19 protein-coding genes and 1 riboswitch are annotated in these 21,465 nt (G+C 42.3%); of the genes, 1 reads left to right on the top strand and 18 read right to left on the bottom strand.

Going from position 1 to position 21,465, the window contains the following annotated elements; all coding sequences use genetic code 11:
* Positions 1 to 8: 8 nt before the first annotated feature.
* From secA2 to ACLN19_RS06500, 10 genes are all read right to left on the bottom strand, one after another.
* Positions 9 to 2,396 (bottom strand): accessory Sec system translocase SecA2, encoded by a 2,388-nt coding sequence (gene secA2 / locus ACLN19_RS06545; RefSeq protein WP_413384550.1) that lies wholly within the window; start codon positions 2,394 to 2,396, stop codon positions 9 to 11.
* Positions 2,397 to 2,398: 2 nt separating this feature from the next.
* On the bottom strand, positions 2,399 to 2,950 hold the full coding sequence (gene asp3, locus ACLN19_RS06540) for an accessory Sec system protein Asp3 (protein ID WP_413384548.1): 552 nt from the start codon (positions 2,948 to 2,950) through the stop codon (positions 2,399 to 2,401).
* Entirely contained in the window at positions 2,950 to 4,551 is a 1,602-nt protein-coding gene (gene asp2 / locus ACLN19_RS06535) for an accessory Sec system protein Asp2 (protein ID WP_413384546.1), read from the bottom strand. Before asp2 ends, asp3 begins: the two co-directional genes overlap by 1 nt.
* Positions 4,544 to 6,163: an accessory Sec system protein Asp1 gene (gene asp1, locus ACLN19_RS06530; protein ID WP_413384544.1), complete on the bottom strand. Its 1,620-nt coding sequence runs from the start codon at positions 6,161 to 6,163 to the stop codon at positions 4,544 to 4,546. Before asp1 ends, asp2 begins: the two co-directional genes overlap by 8 nt.
* Before the next feature lie 9 nt (positions 6,164 to 6,172).
* Entirely contained in the window at positions 6,173 to 7,438 is a 1,266-nt protein-coding gene (gene secY2, locus ACLN19_RS06525; RefSeq protein WP_413384542.1) for an accessory Sec system protein translocase subunit SecY2, read from the bottom strand.
* Positions 7,439 to 7,450: 12 nt separating this feature from the next.
* Positions 7,451 to 8,317, bottom strand: a complete 867-nt coding sequence (locus tag ACLN19_RS06520; RefSeq protein WP_413384540.1) for a glycosyltransferase family 2 protein — start codon at positions 8,315 to 8,317, stop codon at positions 7,451 to 7,453.
* Complete coding sequence (locus ACLN19_RS06515; RefSeq protein WP_413384538.1) at positions 8,304 to 10,052, bottom strand: SP_1767 family glycosyltransferase; 1,749 nt, start codon at positions 10,050 to 10,052, stop codon at positions 8,304 to 8,306. The genes ACLN19_RS06520 and ACLN19_RS06515 overlap by 14 nt, the downstream gene beginning before the upstream one ends.
* A gap of 14 nt (positions 10,053 to 10,066) precedes the next feature.
* Positions 10,067 to 11,053, bottom strand: a complete 987-nt coding sequence (locus ACLN19_RS06510; protein ID WP_413384536.1) for a sugar transferase — start codon at positions 11,051 to 11,053, stop codon at positions 10,067 to 10,069.
* Positions 11,054 to 11,209: 156 nt separating this feature from the next.
* Entirely contained in the window at positions 11,210 to 12,481 is a 1,272-nt protein-coding gene (locus ACLN19_RS06505) for a nucleobase:cation symporter-2 family protein (protein WP_413384534.1), read from the bottom strand.
* Between the two features lies 1 nt (position 12,482).
* A complete protein-coding gene (locus ACLN19_RS06500) occupies positions 12,483 to 13,064 on the bottom strand; it encodes a xanthine phosphoribosyltransferase (RefSeq protein ID WP_413384532.1) in 582 nt (193 codons plus the stop codon).
* Between the two features lie 67 nt (positions 13,065 to 13,131).
* Positions 13,132 to 13,227, bottom strand: a riboswitch (purine riboswitch).
* Positions 13,228 to 13,445: 218 nt separating this feature from the next.
* On the opposite strand from ACLN19_RS06500, the gene ACLN19_RS06495 reads away from it, so the two are divergent.
* Positions 13,446 to 14,354, top strand: a complete 909-nt coding sequence (locus ACLN19_RS06495) for a LysR family transcriptional regulator (RefSeq protein WP_413384530.1) — start codon at positions 13,446 to 13,448, stop codon at positions 14,352 to 14,354.
* 30 nt (positions 14,355 to 14,384) lie between these two features.
* Here the strand turns inward: ACLN19_RS06495 and ACLN19_RS06490 are convergent, their stop codons facing one another.
* The 8 genes from ACLN19_RS06490 to ACLN19_RS06455 form a co-directional block, all read right to left on the bottom strand.
* Complete coding sequence (locus tag ACLN19_RS06490) at positions 14,385 to 15,131, bottom strand: LemA family protein (protein ID WP_413384528.1); 747 nt, start codon at positions 15,129 to 15,131, stop codon at positions 14,385 to 14,387.
* A gap of 18 nt (positions 15,132 to 15,149) precedes the next feature.
* Positions 15,150 to 15,857 carry a purine-nucleoside phosphorylase gene (deoD, locus tag ACLN19_RS06485; protein WP_413384525.1) on the bottom strand — a complete coding sequence of 236 codons (708 nt, stop codon included), beginning with the start codon at positions 15,855 to 15,857 and terminating at the stop codon, positions 15,150 to 15,152.
* A gap of 14 nt (positions 15,858 to 15,871) precedes the next feature.
* A complete protein-coding gene (locus ACLN19_RS06480; RefSeq protein ID WP_413384523.1) occupies positions 15,872 to 17,095 on the bottom strand; it encodes a chloride channel protein in 1,224 nt (407 codons plus the stop codon).
* A gap of 61 nt (positions 17,096 to 17,156) precedes the next feature.
* Entirely contained in the window at positions 17,157 to 17,966 is an 810-nt protein-coding gene (locus tag ACLN19_RS06475; RefSeq protein ID WP_413384521.1) for a purine-nucleoside phosphorylase, read from the bottom strand.
* 45 nt (positions 17,967 to 18,011) lie between these two features.
* On the bottom strand, positions 18,012 to 19,223 hold the full coding sequence (locus ACLN19_RS06470; protein WP_413384519.1) for a phosphopentomutase: 1,212 nt from the start codon (positions 19,221 to 19,223) through the stop codon (positions 18,012 to 18,014).
* Entirely contained in the window at positions 19,223 to 19,909 is a 687-nt protein-coding gene (gene rpiA, locus ACLN19_RS06465) for a ribose-5-phosphate isomerase RpiA (protein ID WP_413384517.1), read from the bottom strand. The genes ACLN19_RS06470 and rpiA overlap by 1 nt, the downstream gene beginning before the upstream one ends.
* A 171-nt stretch (positions 19,910 to 20,080) precedes the next feature.
* On the bottom strand, positions 20,081 to 20,413 hold the full coding sequence (locus ACLN19_RS06460; RefSeq protein ID WP_413384515.1) for a hypothetical protein: 333 nt from the start codon (positions 20,411 to 20,413) through the stop codon (positions 20,081 to 20,083).
* Positions 20,406 to 21,119 carry a M57 family metalloprotease gene (locus tag ACLN19_RS06455; protein ID WP_413384513.1) on the bottom strand — a complete coding sequence of 238 codons (714 nt, stop codon included), beginning with the start codon at positions 21,117 to 21,119 and terminating at the stop codon, positions 20,406 to 20,408. Before ACLN19_RS06455 ends, ACLN19_RS06460 begins: the two co-directional genes overlap by 8 nt.
* Between the last annotated feature and the right edge of the window lie 346 nt (positions 21,120 to 21,465).

Raw genomic sequence — 21,465 nt, 5'->3', positions numbered from 1 at the left:
CTCCTCTTCTAAACGAAATAAATCGACAATTCCCCTTTTTTGTTGCGGTTTAGGGTACTTAACATGATATTTCTCACTATCTTTTCTTTGACTTCGCTACTCATGTATTGGTAAATGGCATAAGATTCCATATTGTACTCAATGACATTATTACGCTGGCCGATAGGACGTGTATTGACGATAGCTTTGAGTTGTTGGAGATGATCCACCTCATCGACCCAAGCTTCATCAATCGCTTTTAAGACAGCCACACAATAAAACTCATAGACCTGCTTAACAGCACCTAAAAAAGCTTCTTTACTTGCTTTTTCGCGCTGATAGAGCTGCCACAACAATCGCCCAATACTCTCAGCATCACTCATCTCTACCTCTTCTAGATGATCAATAGACTGATAGCTATAATGTTCTAAAATATAGCGACGCAAGTCACTGACGTCTTTGCCTTGGTAACTTTTAGCAACACGCTCAATTTCCTCTTGAAAGATAGTATCTACCTGTGTTCTGATAGGAATATCATTATACATCAGCTTATCTCTTAGCTTGTAGATAAGTGAGCGCTGGACATTGAGGCTCTCTCCTAGCTGCACTGTGCTATTTCTAGCGCTGACTTCTTTGTCCTCACTAATGAGCTGCGCGTGTTTGACAGCCTGTCTAAAACGCCATTTATCAAGTGAGTTGCCATAATCTGGTCTGCTCGTCTGGTTATATTTGTCAAAATAAGCCTTAATCCAAGCAGAACCATGTTGCAACATCAGGTCGTCTTCAAGTGATACAAAGAACTGAGAGAGGCCTTTAGCACCTTGACGCCCTGAGCGTCCCATAACCTGTAAATCCTGCCTACGATTTTGCAGACGCTCTGTACCAATCACAGCCAAGCCACCTAATTCATCGACATTTTCGCCAAGCTTAATATCAGTACCACGCGCTGCCATAGGAGTCGCTACCGTGACGCTCCCCACTTGCCCTGCTTCTTTGATAATCTGAACTTCTTTAGCAGCATTTTTAGCGGTCAAGAGATTATGCGAAATGCCTTCTTGAAGTAGCATATTAGAGTAAATCTCTGCAATCTCCACCGTTCCTGAAATCACTAGAATAGGCTGACCTGTAGCATGAATCGCTTTGAGATAAGAAAGAGTGGCATATAGTTTTTCAGGCAAGGTCGTATAAATCTTATCTGGATAATCAATGCGCTGAATGGGGCGATTCGTCGGAATAGCCACCACTTCTAGCTGATAGGTATCGATCAACTCATCTTCTGCAGTCTTTCCTGTCCCTGTCATGCCAGCAATTTTGGGAAACATATTAAACAAAGATTGATAGGTTACAGACGCCGTCGCTCGTGTTTCTTTGGTATTTTTGACACCTTCTTTAGTCTCAATGGCTTGATGAATCCCAGACTGCATACGCGTCCCTTCTAAGACACGCCCAGTCCTTGCATCCAGCAACTTGACCTCATCATCCATAACCACATAATCATAATCTTTTTTATATAATTTATGAGCACGAAGCGCCAAGATAATCTGACGGTATAGCTCTCGTGAGCTTTCGGCATAAAGGTCTTCTATCTCAAAAAAATCCTGGGCATAATCTGCCCCTTGGTCTGTCAAATAAACCACACGATCATCTTTTTGATAAACGTACTCCTCACCTTCTTTTAAGGTTTGGACAAACATATCTGCCACCTGATAAAAATTAGACGGCACACGAGGTGAACCTGAAATAATCAAGGGCGTCTGAGCCATATCTAATAAGACAGCATCAGCCTCATCCACGATGACATAGTGAAAAGGACGCATAAATTTGTCTTCTTTATCTGCCACGAGATTATCCGATAAGTAATCAAACCCTAGAGCTGTACTTGTCGAGTAGATGATATCTGCATTATAGACAGCCTTTTTCATATCAGTATCTGGCTCTTCACTCTCATCAAAAACCCCAATGCCTACGCTAAGTCCTAAGTAATCATAGAGAGGTTTCATCTCTAAAGCATCACGCTTTGCCAAGTAGTCATTGACCGTCACCAAGATAGCTCCTTTTTGTGTCAGAGCGTTGAGATAAAGGGGCATGGTAGCTGTCAAGGTCTTTCCTTCACCAGTCTTCATCTCAGCAATCTTACCTTGGTGTAGTACAATAGCCCCAATAACTTGGACGTCAAATGGAAACATCCCTAGCACACGACGACTTGCCTCACGAACGGTAGCAAAAGCCTCAGGTAAAATAGTATCCAGACTCTCTCCCTGTGCTAAACGCTCTCTAAAGCGCGCTGTCTCTGCCTGAAGGGTATCATCTGGCATACGCTTATAATGCTCTTCTAAACGGTTTATCTTTGATAGGATACGACCAAGCTTATAGAGACGATAGCGGTTCAACAGGGATTGCTTTTGAACAGTTGCCATACTTATCCTTTCTTCATCTCTTTTTCTAACAAGGGAGCCACTAGACTAAGCTCTTTGGGGACATCTTCGCTTCTATAAGCCGTTTGGGGACATTCATCTAGCACAAGCTCTGCGATAGGCTCAGCCTCATACAAGCGTAAACACTTAAATGTCACTTCCTTACAGCCCGCTCCGTATAAGATAATCTCATAAGTAAAAGCATCTTTAGGGCAGGTAAAGACTTCACTAAGGCTACGCTGGATAAGACTCTTAATCACCTCGCCTTGTCTATTAGAGAAACTCAGCTTAAGGTAAAAACGCTCTTTAGGAGAGGAGGTCGCCTCCACATCCAAACGATACTGCCTCTCAGGAATCAACAAAGGCAACTCAGGACTCCGACGACTGGCTTGGTAATTATAACTAGAGAACCATTTAAACAACGGACGACTAGGTGGCATAGGGGCATTTCTAAGCCTGACACTATCACCTGTTAACTCAATCTTTGAACCATAAGTATAGATATTATCTGCATGCACCTCATCAAAGGTGATACAAGCCATTTCTTGATAGGTCATTAGAAATTCCTTCCAAATTTATCTTTTAAAAGACGGTGATACTGGCTGATAAACCATTGATTGACAGAGCGACTATCATCGTTATGTCGTCCTGTATAGCCTTTCCCATAGATATGTACCGTCTTATCAGCCATGTAATCCACCAGCTTAGCAAAAGCGTGACCGTCATAATCATCTTCTTGCATGTAAGCAATAGCAAAGGTTGTATTAGGATAGCTCGCCGCCTTAAACTTATGCCAAAATCGCTCATTGAGCGCTTCAGCATCCTCATAATTATTATCTCCCATAATGTTAGAGAGCATGTCTGCGCTTGTCTCAAACTCCTCAGGACGTAGGGTTTTAAGGCGGTTGACCGTATCACCAAGGTTAGTAAAGGGTTTTCCGACAATCACTGCGGCTGGCTGCAATTCAGGCGCATAATAAACACCACCATAAGCCCCCATAGATAAGCCTGATAAAATCAACTCTGAATGATCAAAGTCAAGATAATCAAGTGCCCCAGAAATAGCCTCTACGACTTGATTTTCAAGCTCTTTTGTCCCCATATAAAAGCAACCACCCTCAAGTCTAGGGTCAGCCACTAGCAAAAAAGGCGCTCCGAGACGTTTCATCATGAAAAATCCTTCAAACCCTTCTGCCCCACGAAATCCTGAGAAATAGACATTTAAAGGTGGCTTCATATCACCTGGATTGAAATAATAAGCCAACTCTTGGCGTTTATGGTCTGAGAAACGCTTACCTCCTAGAACAAACTGCCCTAAGCCCATGCGTGAGTAACGCCAGTGAAGTGAGCCAAAAGCCATTTTCCCAGCTCCTTTAGCATAAACGGTCACATTATAAGCACCGATAGACTTATTAGGAGCGATGACAAAGGGCTTTTGCAGCTGCTCTTCAGTGACATGGTAAATCTCATCAACCTCACCCAAAGCACCTGCCCTTAAGCCTTCAATCAGCCAATAAATCTCCGTTGTCTCATCTTTGGTATATTCAGGCCAAATCTCAACGCCCATCTCAAAGCTAGGAAAGCCGTAACGAAAAGTATAGAGCGGCTGAAATTCCTCTCCATACTCGCCTTCAAAAACAACTTCTTTATTGCCAAAATACATCACTTTACCTTGATAATCAGGCACGACGTCAATACTTGACACCTTTAATTTAGCGCCATACTGCCCTGAAAAGAGATTCATGGCTAGATAATCACATAAGGCTTGATAATCATCTGCAACACGTAGCTCACGCAAGCATTTCCGTCTGAAAAAACCACGTTTTTGAGGCTCATCTAGCTCCGTTTTTTCATCTGAAAATAAGGCGTAAGCCTCAATACTGTCCATTAACGGATTTAAGTCGTCCTCAGACACATAGCTGGTCAGCAAAATAGCTGAAAAAGTCACTGTTACCTTATCTAAATTGAGCGTTGACCTATCTAAATCTGGGTCATCCGCTAGCATCTCCTCGACTTGCTCTTTTTTTAGCTTTTCTAACATCTCATCAATGCCAGTTGGCTGACAAAAAAGCCACTTGAGATTATCTGGCATGACGACATCTTTTGTATCTGCCCAATTATCCACTCCAATCTGGAGCACTGTTATCGTTTTACTCATGCGCTATTGTTTTTAATTCTTCCTTCCATCTGGCTAATAATTTTCCACTAGTGTAGTCACCCATCTTCTCAACCGCATAGACCAAGGCATCATTCCAATTGCGCAAGCCATCAAAGTAATAATGAATCGCTTTTGTGACGTCTTTAGGCTCTGTCAATATCCAGCCATTTTTAAGATGAGTGACATACTCTGTTTTGACACTATTGATTTGAGGAATGCCTGCGCTGATACTAGCAATTTGAGTATAGAGGTCAGGCTCAACACCTAAATCAATCACAAGACGAGTGTGGTCTAAAAGACTAATAATCTGTGTCTCACTTGTGATGACTTGTACCTTGATACGCTTATTATCTTCCTCCTCAGAATCATCAATTTGATTTTCACCGCTATCAGAGAGACTTGTGAAAAAAAGACTAGGGTCATAACGGTCATAGATAAGATTATCAATATCAGCCTTATAGGCTTTAGCATCAATAGAGCGATCATAAGTTCCTAGGGTCAAGTGGATATCTTGATTGGTCTCCATCAGGCTGATAATCTTCTCCAATAACTCTTGACGCTCTTTGGGGCTAATCGTATCGATAAAGAGATAAATCTCTAACTCTTTTTGCGATTGGCTATGCCCTAGGCGCAGTCGTGAGTCAAAAGGCGTTGACACCAAGACCGATGGAGCCTGAAAGACCTGTTTTTTCTTTTGTGCTTTTTTGCCACGCCCCTTCTTTTTAGACAACTCTCTAATGCTTGCTTCAATCAAGCTCTTTGTCTCTTCTTTTTCTGTAATCACTAGCTGTGTATGACTTAACACACTAGCCAACTCCTTTTTATGGGACATATCAAAGCGCCCACCAAAAAAAGAAAAGATTTTGGCGTAAGGCTTGAAAGTCTCTACTAACAACGCGTTGTGTCTCTCATCACTGGCTATGACAAAAGTGTCTTCTTTAGTAAGGATTTTTTGTGAAAAGACCGCCAAACGCTCACGTAAGAGTTCCTCCCACGAGGTATAGCGCTGCTTAGCAAAGCTCTTATCCGCCTCTTCATTGATCTGAATAGCACCATCACCAACTAGAGATTCACGTACCTGCCACACACCCTGCTCATTATAATAATCTTGATGGTGAGGTTTTCCTGATTTGTAAAATAAAGAGCTAGAGAGAAAACCACGATCATCAAAGACAAAGGTCTGTGTGATTTGACCATTTTCCTCAGTATCAATCGATAAGAGGTTCCCATTTTCCGCAAAATAAATTCTAGCCAATGTCTGCTCTTTACGGCGTGCTAAAACGATAAAAGGAGAATACAGAAAAGTCGTCTGCTCTGGCCAATTAAGAGCTTTAAAATCTAACTTTTGGGTGTTCTTGCGCGTGATATTTTGAATATCATCAAAGAAAGACCAGTAAGGTGTCGCCTGTAAGTCTTGCTTATGCAAAAAATAACGCAATTGAGGACGATAAGCCAGCACCAAAAGCGCATTTTTCTCCTTAGCTTCTTGAAACATCTTTAGCTGGTTGATGGTATCATCAAACTCCATCTTGTCATAAACACGAGACCAAATGGTTGTTGTGTCATACCATTGACGTTCTTGATTATACCAAGAGGGAATAAAGTAAAACATAAAAGCTCCTTATAGTAGTGGTTTATATTTTTTCCAGAGGCGTAAATTCGAGACTTGCTCAATCAAGCCTAGCATAAAGCTTGCGATGATATAGACATTGGTAATCAACAAAGCTAGACTGATCTGCCCAGCAGATAAGACACTAATCAACATGGGGCCTCCTCCCATGACACAGACAATAACTGCCCCCACTTGAGCAAAAAAGGAAATGCGACTTTGCAGATAACGACGTGTCATCTCTCCTGGACGAATGTGCTCAATATAATCGCCGTTGTTGCGCATATTGTCAGCGATATCGTCTGCTTCATAGTTGTAATAAGCAAAACCAACAGCAAGGACATAAAGGATAAGCACATAGCACAAAACACCTGTCACAGTCTGTATCGAGGTGGCTACTATCAAGGTCTCAAACACAGAGACGTTTGGAAAGAGATTAGACAGCCCCGAAAAAATAAGAGGCGGTAGCGTCATCAAGGTCATCCCATACATAAAGGGCATGGCTCCTGCTGGGTTGATGCGAATGGGGATATAAGCTGATGCCAAGCGACTTCTAAGCGGTGCATTGACACGCTTAATCGCAATACGATATTCGGCACGGTAAGTGATAATCGCAATCATCACAAGGACAAAAACGGCTAAAGCAAAAATCCCCAGTTGCCAAAAGAGCTGCGCTGTCGTCCACGTTTGTTGTGAAAAGTAGGTTAGGGTATTGGCGATTAGATTCATCGTCATATTGGTCAAAATGATGACAATAGCGCCGCCTAAGCCCTTAACGGTATTCATATTGGCAAGCCAAGTCAAAACCATAGACCCTGTCACTAATAATAAGATGGTCGCTCCTCTAGCTAGCCCCTCACTATAAAAACCAGTGGCAGAAATGCCAATATATGGAGTCGATACGGTCAATCCAAAGGCTTGAATAAGGGCAATAACCAACATCAAGGTCATCAAAAAGCGCTCCCTGCCTGTCTTTGTCAGATGCTTGACAAAAGAAACATCAAAGACTGTCAAGGTCCTCAGTAAAATCTGTGAGGTCATCCAAGGACTCAACCCCAGTGAAAACAAGGTCATGCTAGAGAGTTGCGCCCCAGATAAGGCTGATAGACTCTCCATCAAAGATTGGACATTTTTATCTTGGAAAATGCTCGTATCCATAGGGACCGTTGGGACAACTATACGCTGACCAAGCATATAGACAAAGACGATAAGCAAGGTCCAAGCTAGCTTTTGCACTAAGAGCGAATGCCCTATTGTTCTTCTAAGAAATGCTAACATCAATCGTCCTTTCTAAGAGAGCAAACGCAGCTTTAGCAGGCACTGGTGATAGTGATACATATCCCCCAACTCCAAGTAGCTGTCGCGATGCATCTCAAGACGATAACGATAAGCTCTCAGCTCTTGTGAGATATCCATACCCAGACTTGCCAGTACACTGATACGCTCTTCGATACTTTTAATAGGAAATACTGCGACACGATCCACTGTCTTTGTCACACTTGTCTCACGCTTTCGGTGATAATAAATAGCACGATTGCTAAAAACAATCTTGTGAGCTGCCAAGTACAGTTTCCAAGTCGTGTAGTCATCTTCGACCTTTTCATCCTCAGGATAGACAACACTGTCAAACAGATGTCTTTTATAGAGCTTTGACCAAGGCACTGTAAAGCACTGGCTAAGGCAAAAATGCCCATCGTATTGATAAGAAAACCATTCTTGTGGCGTATAGACTGCCTCGTAAAAGTCTTTTTCTGTCACATGAAAACCAAACGTCTGCCGTTCGTCAAAAAACGAGGTAAAGTTGGCAATAGCAATATCGGCATCATTTGCTTTTAGCGACTGATACAAGAGTTCGATGTGATTAGGCTCCAGCCAATCATCATTGTCCACAAAGAGCACATAATCTCCTGTCACAAAGGATAAGGCGGTATTTCGCGTAGCACCAACGCCACTGCCACCGAGTTTTTTATGATACAGACGGATACGACTGTCTTTTTCACGATAAGCCTCACATATCGCCCCTGACGTGTCAGTTGAGCCGTCATTTATCAGGATAATCTCAAGATTGGCATACGTTTGATGAATGATACTCTCAAGACACTGCTCTAGGTAATCCTCAGCATTATACACAGGGACGATGACACTAACTGTCTCCATCTTGCCCTCCTTTTTGATGATTTAAAATCAAATCAAGCTTGACCTTGATGTCCTTAGCAAGCCCTACTTGACCAAGCGAAAGCGCATCAGAAAAGCACTTTTCAAGACGCTTAGTATAAGAGGTGATATGCTCGCTAATATCATAGCCAAGACTAGCCAAAAGCGCAATGCGCTCTTCAGCATTGGCAATCATACTGGAAATATCCTCTTGCATGACTGTCTTAGAGAGGCTATCCTCATGCTGTGAATAGTAGTAGATAGCACTATTGACAAAGCTAATCTTCTGAGCACGTAGATAGACCTTGTGGATAGTCGCATCATCTTCTCTGACTTTCCCAACAGGAAACAAAACATCCTGCCAGAGCGAGCGCTTATAGAGTTTGAATGGCGTGAAAATCACGGTTAAAAAGAGATTGTGACGAGGATTATTTTCATTATCTAGCCATTCTTGTGGGCTATAAACTTTCTCAAAATACGTCTCTTCTGAGGTGAAAAATAAGAAGGACTGACGCTCTTCATTAAAAGAGGCAAAATTACCAGATGAGATGTCAGCGTCATTGCTCACTAAGCTAGTGTATAAAATATCTAGGTACTCCTCATAGACAAAATCGTCCGAGTCAATGAAAGTAATATAATCGCCAGTCGCCATAGCTAAGCCGAGGTTACGAGTGGCTGATACGCCTTCATTGGCTTTGTGGACGATACGTATCCGCTCATCTCGAGCTCTATTGTCCTCTAAAATCTTAGCGCTAGCGTCTGTTGAGCCATCATTGATTAACAAAAGCTCAAAATGAGTATAAGTTTGCTTTAAAATAGAATCGATACACCGTTGCAAATAAGCTTGTGCATTATAAACGGGAACAATGATTGAAATTTTACCTTCCACTAAAGGCTCTGCCTCCTTTTTACCAGTTGTATCCTCACCAATCTCTGCGATAATCTCGGATTGATAAGTCTCATCTTCTGCTAGGTCAATATGCTCGTCATAGTTAAATTCAGCCGTATGCTTATGGGCGAGCTTGACCTTGTGTGTCGCACCCATCTGGTACCATTCGTACTCTGAGTCGATATGCCCAATGTCTAAAGCCTGTATGCCATCTAAGCTCAAACGCTTGACCAAGACTTTGGCTGTCGGCCCCAACATGACTAGGACTAGACGACCTTGAGCCTCTTTTTTGACTAGCTCATAAATATCATCTAGCTTGTCATAAGCATTTTTAGAAGGGCAGATAATGCGCTTTATCGAACGGCTATTGGCAAACAAATCATTGCCAACGCCTGAGCGAGACGTCTTACCCTCAACAATCAAGAGGTCTTTAGCACTCCATAGTGCACGTAACTGCTCAATATAGGTCGCTGCCTTTCTTTTGTCCACCCAGTCTATATAAGGACGTGATAAAAAGGTCGAGCCATACCAATCTGAGTGACAATGCCTCTCATAAAATTCTGAAAACTGTTCAAAATGACTTCGCCAAAATTGCTGAGCATTGCTATTATAGCGCTCCAGCTTATCAAAGACATCTGGCAAGCAAACCATCAGCTCTTTTGTGCTTGGTGTCTCTAAAATAGCTAGTAACTCTCTAGCTAAATCACTGTCATAACGCTGATAAGGAATACTTCTTCCCATGATAATATCAATCTCACCGTCACCAAAACGTGCCACTGAGGCTTGATGCGCTTTGATGTAGGCAAGTGAGTCTTCGATTGATTTTACCTTAATCTGTGATAATGTCATCCTATCCTCTCACATCAACTATTGTCATATACTTTAAAAATCGCCTCCGTCAGCAAACGGCGCGTAAAATACCCTTCACGTACTAAAGGATTGAAGGCACGCACATTGGCTACTAGCGTCTGATAAGTCTCCTCGGACATAGCCTTGATACGACCAACCGCCTCCTCTAGGCTATCTACGACCAGACCAAGACCATTTTGTTCGATGAGGTCTTGATTGGCAATACCTCGCTCGACAATGACAGGAATGCCTGCCGCCAAAAAAGTACCCAACTTATAAGGGCAATATAGCTTCATATACGCCTTGTCATGCTCAGCCATCCACACTAAGCCAAAACCACCTGCTGATAAGCTTCTAATCAACTCGTCATTGGATTGCCAAGGGTTTTGAACGACTGTATCAGGCAGATCGGCATAGTGACCATAGCTATACAAAGGCACATCATACTGCCAATCACGCATAAAGGGAAAGCGATCAGGGTTTCCAGGAAAGTGCAAGCAAGCTTTAAATCGTGCCTCCTGCATAGGAAGGGGAGTCGGATTGTCCCACAGACGTTGTAAGACGACTTTAGACGTCTCTAACCCCAGCTCTTTTAATCTATCAATCATGGCTTGACTAGGTGCAATCAAGACGTCTGCTTGATTATACATGGCTATCACCCTATCCATCAGATAAAAATTGGAAGCAAACATCAAAGGCACCACATCGTGAATGAAAATCACCACCTTGACACCAAAGAGCTTGATACGATGAAGGAGGCGTTCATCAAAGGCGGTGCTATTCCACGTCGGTAACTGTAATATCACGACATCACCTTGCCTTAGACTGGCTAAAATACCATCTAAGCGCTTGTTTAGCTCACCTTCACTATCTGCGTGCATGTTATACGCGTAAATGCCCAATTCACGATAACCCATAGACACTGCTAAGTCTGTCACCATATTTTGACCGATTTGCGCTGCACCTGCCATGCCATTGATATTTGTCAGATATACTCTCATGTTGCCTTCCTTAACACGCTTTTTAACTTAGGTACCACTCACATCAAGGCACCTATTGCCGTCATTCTAGTATACCATAAAAAACTTAAAACTTTCTATATCAAGGCTATTAGAAGCCTAGCTAAAAAAGCTCATCTATACAGATGAGCTTTTTGATTAGTCCTCTTTTTGATAGCCATTAAATAAGAGATTCAAGATAATGGACGTCACCGTGGCAATCACGATACCATTGGTTAAAAACATCTGTGCATTGGTTGGCAGACTGGCAAATAAATTAGTCCCATTAAAGCCTACTCCCGCTGCAATGGACACTGCTGCGATAATAAAGTTGTGTTCATTATGCTTAAAGTCAACCGTATTTAAAATCTGCATGCCTTGTAGTGATACCATTCCAAACATCACCAACATCCCACCTCCTAGGACAGGGCTTGGAATCATCTGTGCCAAAGAACCAAACTTAGGCAGAAGCCCCAAAATCACTAAGAATACAGCAGTATAGTAGATAGGGCGGCGTGTGCGAATGCCTGATAGTTGCACCAGCCCCACATTTTGTGAAAAGCCTGTATAAGGAAACGTGTTGAAAACACCACCTAGTAAAACAGCAAAACCTTCAGCGCGATAGCCATTACGCAGACGTCTGCTATCCAATCGCTCACCAGTGATATCGGCTAAAGCCAGATAGACACCTGTTGACTCTACCAAAGAGACCACAGCGATGATACACATCATCACGATAGACGATAGCTCAAACTGAGGCATGCCAAAGTAAAAAGGTGTCGGCACATGAATGAGCGGCGCTTTGGCCACCACGGAAAAGTCAACTAAGCCTAAAAAAGCGGCAACAATAGTCCCTGCAATCAAGCCAATCAAAATAGATATAGACTTGATAAAACCAGTCGTCAAGCGATTGACCAGTAAAATAATGACAATGGTAAGTAGCGATAAGATAAGACTTGTCGCAGTTGGACTCTCTACATTATCTCCCATATTGCCAATGGCAACTGAAATCAAGGTCAAACCGATGGTTGTGATGACAGAGCCTGTCACAATCGGTGGGAAAAAGCGTGCGATTTTGGAAAAAACGCCTGCAATCAAGATAACAAAGATACCTGAGGCAATCAGCGCCCCAAACATGGTCTCACTTCCATGCTTAGCCCCTATGATAGATAAGGGAGCGACAGACTGAAAGGCGACCCCAAGCACCACAGGCAAGCCAACTCCAAAATGCTTGTTTAATTGCAACTGCAAAAAAGTCGCAATCCCACACATGAAAATATCCGTCGAAATCAAGTAAGTCAGCTGCTCTGAGGAATAATTAAGTGCCGCTGCAATCATAATAGGAACTAAAATAGACCCTGAATACATGGCTAGCAAGTGCTGAAGCCCCAAAACGGCAGCTTGCGGATGTTTTTGCTCATTAAATTCCATATTAGATATCTGCCTCCATAAAGGTCACCTGACCATTTGCTAGCGTCTTGAGACGTGCTAGCGAGGTCACACGTACCCCTTCATCTTCTAGTAGCTTGCGCCCATCTTGAAACGATTTTTCAATAACGATGCCTAAGCCAGCTACCTCAGCCTCAGCTTGTGTGATGATATTGATCAAACCTTTAGCAGCTTGACCATTAGCGAGGATATCATCAATGATAAGCACCTTATCATCAGCTGACAAAAACTTACTAGCAATAGAGACTTGTGAGGTCGTCTGCTTGGTAAATGAAAACACGTCGGCACTCAAAATACCTTCCGTCATGGTGATATTTTTCGCTTTTTTGGCAAAAATCATAGGAACTCCCATCGCTTCAGATGTATAAAGCGCTGGAGCGATTCCTGAAGCTTCGATGGTTACAATCTTTGTGATACCTTCATCGTGGTAAGCTTTGGCAAATGCTTGACCGATTTCTTTCATCAAACCAACATCGACCTGATGTGTCAAAAAACTATCCACTTTTAAGACATTGTCACTCAAAACACTACCGTCTGATAGGATACGGTCTTCTAGTAATTTCATATTTCCTCCGTTGTACACATGAAAATGAGGATAGAGACGACACTCTACCCTCATTTTTCGACCATTGGTGATTGGTTAATAGCCTCATTGTTAGACATTACGGTGTCTTGTAGAAACGTCAAGCCTATTCTCGACATAAATAAGGGGTGATCTATCATATAAAACAAGAAAAGACAACATACCTTTCGTTAAGAACCCTAAGACTAAATCGGCTTTTCCAAGATGATTATACCATAAAATAGCTGAGATTGCTCTTGAAATATCATCTTTTTAGCGCTTAAAAGTCTAACATATAGCCACAGCGAGCAACTAATAAGCACAAAAAAGGGCTAAACAGTCTAAAGGCTTGAAATTGCCCTCATTTTAAGCTAAACTAAAAGCATGCGAATTCAACAATTACACTACATTATCAAGATTGTCGAGACAGGTAGTATGAATGAGGCTGCCAAACAGCTCTTTATCACACAGCCTAGTCTCTCAAATGCTGTCCGTGATTTAGAGCGGGAGATGGGGATTGATATCTTTAATCGCAATCCAAAAGGCATCACGCTGACCAAAGACGGTGTCGAATTTTTATCTTACGCGAGACAAGTCGTCGAGCAGACTGCCCTCTTAGAAGAGCGCTACAAATCTAAAACAACACACCGTGAATTATTCAGTGTCTCTTCTCAGCACTATGCCTTTGTTGTCAATGCGTTTGTCTCACTGCTTGGTCAAGCTGATATGACCCAGTATGAGCTCTTTTTACGTGAGACACGCACTTGGGAAATCATTGATGACGTCAAAAACTTCCGCTCAGAAATCGGCGTCCTCTTTCTCAATAATTATAATCGTGATGTCCTCACCAAGATGTTTGATGATAATCACCTCACCTACACCAGCCTTTTTAAGACACGCCCTCACATTTTTGTGAGTAAGGACAATCCTCTCGCTAAAAAAGAGCAAGTCCGGCTGGACGAGCTAGAGGACTTTCCTTATCTCAGCTATGACCAAGGTATTCATAATTCTTTCTACTTTTCAGAAGAAATCATGTCTCAAGTCCCTCATAAAAAATCCATCGTCGTCAGTGACCGTGCCACCCTCTTTAATCTCCTTATCGGGCTTGATGGCTACACTGTTGCCACAGGGATCTTAAATAGCAATCTCAATGGCGATAATATCGTCTCTATTCCTCTGGATGTAGAAGATATGATTGACATCATCTATATCCGCCACGAAAAAGCCAATCTCTCCAATATGGGGGAAAAATTTATTGATTATCTTCTACAAGAAGTCCCTCACACCTCATAAAAAAATGATAAGCCAAAGCTTATCATTTTTTTAAATCCCTAATAACTCGTCAGAAAAGTCATCCTCATCTGCTAAGATGTAATACGACTTCACCTGTAACTTCAGTGATTTTTTTAAAATATTGACTGGAAATTCCTTCAATTTAGCATTATAGTGCTCAACGAGGGTATTATAATACTGCTGATAGTCTGACAATTCTTTTTCCGTCTTCAGTATTTCCTCAAACAAGCGGTTAACATGCTGATTCATAGCTGATTTGGGAACATCTTTTAGCAACTGTGCAAAGTCTTTTGAGGTCTCAACACGCTTATTAAGCTTAGAAGCTTGGTCAGCTTGTTTGCGTTTCTCTTTCTTTTTAGCGTATTTTTCTAAGAGATGATGGTCATGTGAGTCGCTATTTTCAATTATCGTCTCTTTTTCACTGACCAGAACACCGTCTTTAAAGCTTTCTAGGCGCTCTTTTTCCAGAGATAAATGTTTATCCAAAAAACGATTGGCCTTGTCAAGCAACTTAGCGTTTCTCTCTTTTGTAATACTGATATTACTAAAGGCTGCCTCTGTGGCTTCATTTAAACGAACAGCTTGTCTCGTATTAACAATCAAATACACTAAGCTAGTAGTCACAACCGCCCCTACTAGCACTGCCCCACGAAAAGGCTCAACCATAGTATCAGACTCTTCAGGGGTTGTAATCGAAAAGATTATAATCCACAAAAAAGATGACACAATGAGAAGACCAATGAGTGATAACACTGTCTTAAGCAATGACTTTGCCATAAATCTCCATCTCCTTTATTAAGCTATCAAGGTCTCTAAACCAACTGTCATCATATCTGTAAAAGTACGCTCACGCTCACTAGCACTAGTATCCTCATCAGGATTAACCAAACTATCTGAAATCGTCATAATAGCCAATGCATCAACACCATGCTTAGCTGCTAGATAGTAAAGAGCTGCCGCTTCCATCTCAACAGCTTTAACCCCCATCGTTCCTAACTTGATATTGCTATCAGCAAAATCAGAGTAAAAAGCATCTACTGATAAGACACTACCTGTGTGGGTTTTGATACCTAAATCATGAGCGATGTGATAAGCTTTATCCAACAACTCAAAGGTTGCAATCTGAGGAAAATCATATTTGGGCCATTCCTGCTTAATCATGCTTGACGTTGTCGCAGCTGCTTGCGCTAAAACAAGCTCACGCACATGGACATCTTTATTGAGAGAGCCTGCTGTCCCCACACGAATCAAGGTCTTAACCCCATAGTCTCTAATCAGCTCTGTCGCATAAATCGACATAGAAGGCATCCCCATACCTGTCCCCATAACACTAACACGCTCTCCCTTATAGGTACCTGTATAACCTAGCATACCACGAACATTGTTAAATAAAACAGGGTTGTCCAAAAAGTTCTCTGCGATAAATTTAGCACGCAAAGGATCTCCTGGCAACAAGATTTTCTCAGCAATAGCACCCTTAGGGGCTTCGATATGAATAGACATAAAATCTCCTTTTTCTATTTGATAACGTAATGATAAAATCGAGTGCTTATAAAAACGCACATCAAAATGGGCAATACAACGATAGGCGATTGCCCAGTAAAAGCCACAGCCATTCCTGCAGACGTCATGGGGGCTTTCATCGTAATAGCTAAAAAGCTCGCAGCTCCTGCTAAAATCAACAGACCTGGATTTGACACGGACACAAAAGCACTAGCCAGCCAAAAGAGCAATAGACCTATAAGACCACCCATGGCAAATGACGGCGTCAGCGTACCACCATAAGCACCTGCCCAAAGGCACAAAAGGACTACCCCTCCCTTAACTAAGAGTAAATATAAGCCCTCCGTAAAGGATAAGCCATCTAAAGTTGCTTGCACCAAAGCACTCCCATTTCCTAAGATAATAGGATGTGCCACAGCCAATAAAGCCGTCAAAAGTCCTGCAAGAGGTAAACATAGCAAAATAGACCTATCGACTCGACGGTACTGACTTGCTTTTTGCGTCAAAAAGCGAAAGCAAGCTGCCAAAGGCGCTACCATAAAGGGTAAGATAAGTAGTAACCCTAAATGAACTAATGATAAACTAGGCACTTGCATTTCATAGATAGGGCCATTTCCTACGATAGGAGTCGCTAACCAAGCCGCTCCATAAGTCGTTATAAGGACAATGCTGATAGCCTTTAGCGAATAAGCTAGCGAAAAGGTCTCAAAAGCGAAAAAGAAAGCCGATAACGGAATATGATAAATAGCTGCAAGTCCTGCTGAGGCACCACAGATAATCAATAAATGCCTGTCTTTAACAGACAAGTGCAAAACATGACCAATCCGACCCGCACACAAGGCACCAAACTCACGTGGTGCCCCTTCTTTTCCTACGGGACCTCCTGAACCAACAAAAGCAATCTGGACAAACGTGTGAAAGAGATGTTGCCAAAAATGTGGCAACAAATGCTCTTCTTTATCACTTTTAGCTTGCAGATTGACTGAGACAATAGCATGTTTTTGCTGAAGGAGATACCAAATCAGAGCGACCAATACCGACATGACAACCAAAGTTGGCACATAGCGCTTGGCAGGCGTCTGTGTGATTAGGCTTAGAAAATCCTCACTAGCCCTACCATAAGCCAGCCATTCTATGCCTTTAATCAACTCATGCATCAATATACCACCAAGCCCTGCCGCAAGACTTGTCAAAGCAATCCCAAACCCTAACCTCACCTTATAGGGAAGTTTAAGCATCTGCTATCATCTTCTTTCTAATTTAAGGTACTCATGCGATGGAAGCCCATCAGCTAGCGCCTTATAATTCCCTAAGAATAGAGGTGATTAAGGTTTTGAAATCCTGTTTGATTTGATTCGTTACTGCCACTACTTCTTCATGGTTAAGCGTCTCTTGAAAACCTGCTGCGTGATTGGTAATAGCTGAAATCCCCAATACTTTTAGACCTGAGTGCGCCGCAACAATAACTTCTGGTACCGTGGACATCCCAACCGCATCTGCTCCAAGAGTCTTAAACGCACGTATCTCAGCTGGGGTTTCATAGCAAGGACCTGTCACGCCGATATACACCCCTTCTTGAAGGGTGATTCCTTTTTGCTTGGCGACTTGATGCGCCACTGTTCGATAATCTTTGGTATAAGCGTCTGACATATCAGGAAAACGTGGTCCAAAATCATCTAAGTTTTCCCCAATTAATGGGTTTTGACCAGTCATATTGATATGGTCACTAATTGCCATCAAAGTACCTGGTCCATATCCAATACCACCAGCAGCATTGGTCACAAGGACTCCTTCACACCCTAAAGCTTTCATCACACGCACTGGAAATGTCGTCACTTCCATTTTATTTCCCTCATAAAAATGAAAGCGTCCTTGAAGTGCCAAGACTTTACGCCCCGCTAAGTCACCATAAACCAATTTTCCAGCATGCCCTGCCACTGTTGAGCGTCCCCAGTTTGGAATATCTGCATAGTCAACAACGACAGCATTCTCTACTTCTTCAGCTAGCTCGCCCAATCCTGACCCCAAAATCAAACCAAATTCTGGAGCTGTCATGCCTTTCTCACGTAAAAAATCACGCGTTTCATAAATGTTATCAAGTAATGTCATTTGTCTCATCTTTCTTTTTCAAGTGCTAAGATTTACATTTGCTGCTTATTTTAGTGCTGATAGGAAGCTCTCGCCAATCATGGCTTTATCCACACCAAAATTCTCTGCGATAGTGGCTGAAATATCAGCAAAATGCCCAACAGGAATCACACCAGAACCTTCAAATGAAGGGCTATAAGCTAGGAGTGGCACGTATTCACGTGTATGGTCAGTACCCGCATAAGTCGGGTCATTACCGTGGTCTGCTGTGATTAAGAGCAAGTCTCTATCACGCATATGAGCCATAATTTCAGGCAGACGTTCATCAAAATCATGTAGGCAATCACGATAGCCATAAACATCACGACGATGACCATAAAGCGCGTCAAAATCCACTAAATTCGTAAATGAAAACCCTTTTGTAAATTCTTCTAACTTCAACGTCGTCAAAAGTGTATCAACACCGTGCATATTTGATTTGTTGTGCCCCATATCATGATTGATACCAGACGCATTAAAAATATCACTGATTTTTCCGATAGCATAGGTGTCAATACCTGCGTCATCAAGTTTGTTCAAAACCGTAGGCGCAAATGGTGACACCGCTAAATCACGGCGGTTGGCAGTACGTGTGAAGTTCCCTGGCTCTCCAACATAAGGACGCGCAATGATACGTCCTAACAAGGCAGGACGCTCAAGAGTGATTGATCTCGCGTACTCACAAATACGATAAAGCTCATCTAGAGGAATAACCTCCTCATGCGCTGCGATCTGAAGGACAGGATCCGCAGACGTGTAGATAATCAGCTCCCCTGTCTCCATCTGACGTGGTCCAAAATCATCGATAACAGCTGTTCCTGAGTAAGGTTTGTTGGCTTCACGGATGACTTTACGACCAGAAAAGTCTTCAATTTTCGTGATAATGTCCTCTGGAAAACCATCCCAAAAGGTATCAAATGGCTCTGTGATATTAAGCCCCATAATCTCCCAATGACCTGTCATGGTATCTTTTCCCAAAGACACTTCTTCTAATTTTGTGACATAGCCAGTCGGATTAGCTTCACTAGGGACTGTCTTAAGCGCCTCATCTCGAGGAATATTACCAAGACCAATCTTTGCCATATGAGGCAAGCTTAAGCCGACAGTTTTTGAGATATGCCCTAAGGTATCTGAAGCACCATCTGGGACCCCTGCATTTGAAAAGTTATTGGCATCTGGTGCCGCTCCAATCCCCACAGAATCTAGAACCACCAAATGAATACGGTCAAATGTTGACATTAGTTTTTCTCCTTATTTGCTTCTAAAATAGTAACGCCCTCTTTCCCTGCGACAATGACTCTGTCAACCATGCCATTAAACAAGCCATGCTCTACTACACCAACGGTAGTATCTAGCATATGCCCAAAAACCACAGGATCAGAGATAGCTTTTAAATCTAGGTCAATGATGTAATTGCCCATATCAGTGACATAAGGCTTGCCATCAAGCTGACGGAAACTCGGACGATAGCCCGCTAGCTCAAAAACACGCAACAAGCGCTGTGCACCATAGGTAACCACCTCAACAGGTAGCTTAAAAGCACCCAAAGTGTCCACACACTTGCTCTCATCAACAACCCAGATATACTCTTTAGTTGGTGCTGCGACAATTTTTTCCATCAACAGTGCACCGCCACCACCCTTAATACCATTAAAGGCAGGGTCAACCTCATCAGCACCATCCACCGTCACATCAATAACATCCACATCATCGACTGATTTCAATGGAATACCTAAACGTTTGGCTTGCTCACTAGTACGATGCGAAGTCGTCACACCGACAATATCTAAGCCCTCTTCTTTGATACGGCGTCCGATTTCTTCGACAAAATAGTAAGCTGTCGAACCAGTTCCAAGACCGACCGTCATGCCATCAGTGACGTATTGGGCTGCTGTTACACCTGCTATTTTTTTGAGTTCTTCCATACTTTCTCCTATCTTGTGATGCTTGTGAGATTGTCTGTAAGCTCTATCTGAGCTCACCCAAAGATAACTATACTATTATTATACCATGTTTTAGGCTTATGCGCTGCGTCATTTGCTATTTTTAGGCCAGAAAAAAACGATTAGACAAGCTAATCGTTTCTCTTTAAAAAATCACTGTATGAACATATAAGAATAGCTGATGAGCATATAAATGCCAAGAGCAATCATCAAACACGTCATTATCAGTCGTAAACGGCGACGCCAAAAGCGACTCCATACGCTAAGGATAACAGAGGCTATTGCCCATAGCCACGGCAACCTTAGCCAAAAGTCACCCTCTATACCACTGAGCCAAGAGGGTAAGGTATAGGCAGTACTATCTATACCTAGTCTATCTAAAACAGACCAGATAATAGCTCGCAAATAGGTGAAAATGCCTGTGTTAAAGAGCAAAAGGGCAGCTTCTCTAGGATAGCGTCTTATCAAGTATCTCAACTTACGCATATAGACGTCTCACCGCCTCTATATCAACCGCTTGAATACCGTAGTAAGAACCTGAGGATTGCATCACAGAATCCTCGCTGTCATCATGAGCTAAACCAATAGCATGCCCTAACTCATGCTCTGCGGTATTTACAATACGCTCATAACTATAACCAAACCGTCCGTTAAGTAGATAATAGGTATTAAGCGTCACATCGACATGGCTAATATGGTTTGTTAGACTATTGGTTTTTAACTCTGCTAAACCAGCCGCTTGTGTGCTACTATCTGCATGGTCTGTCAGCACAATCTGAGCTTGAGCTTTATCTGCGACTAGCGTAAAGGTAAAGACGCCAGTCGCATTCCAATTAGCTAGCGCCTCTTGGTAAGCTGCTACAATAGTCGCATCACTAGAGTCCATGTAAACAGTTGCTTTAGGATAGGTCCATCTGGCTCCCTCATAAGCTACAAAATCATCTGTGGAGAGATGTGATAAGGTCTCTTTGAGAGACTGAGCTGAGGTTTGATCAAAAACATTGATCAGTCTTTCTTTCACTTGGAAAATGGACTGCGCAAAAGCTGATTGGCTATGCTCAGCATAGTAATTTAAACCAAAAGCTAAAATCGCAATCACCAACACTATCTTAAATAATCCCCAAAACACTTGCCAGATAAAGCGGCAAAGCGCCATAGGAATCGCTATTAGCAATCGAAAAATGGATGTCATACTTGTCTCACAATCTATTTTTCATAAATCTAGACATTTATTATAACAAAGTTCTATAACAAGACCAAATCAAAACTGTGTTTTTTCTACCATTTGTCAAGTATATCAAGCCTTTTTGAAGTTTTTATTTTCAAAAATATCGTTTTCATCAAGCGGTACTCTTGTGTTGAGTGCTTTTTATCTGAAAAAGTGTGTACGAAAGAAACACCTTATCTAGCGATTTTTGTCATAAGGTGATACAATGATATGGCATAGAGACAGCTTTATTGACTTTTGGTTGAGTTATAGTTGTAAAGCTTATTATGCGTAATGAGGTAATACATTGTCCGAATGAGACGATGTATGG

This window comes from Streptococcus lishijunsis (assembly GCF_047290665.1).
GTDB lineage: Bacteria > Bacillota > Bacilli > Lactobacillales > Streptococcaceae > Streptococcus.
The sequence above is the reverse complement of the archived record's forward strand: the minus strand, read 5'-3'. Positions and strand labels throughout refer to the sequence as shown.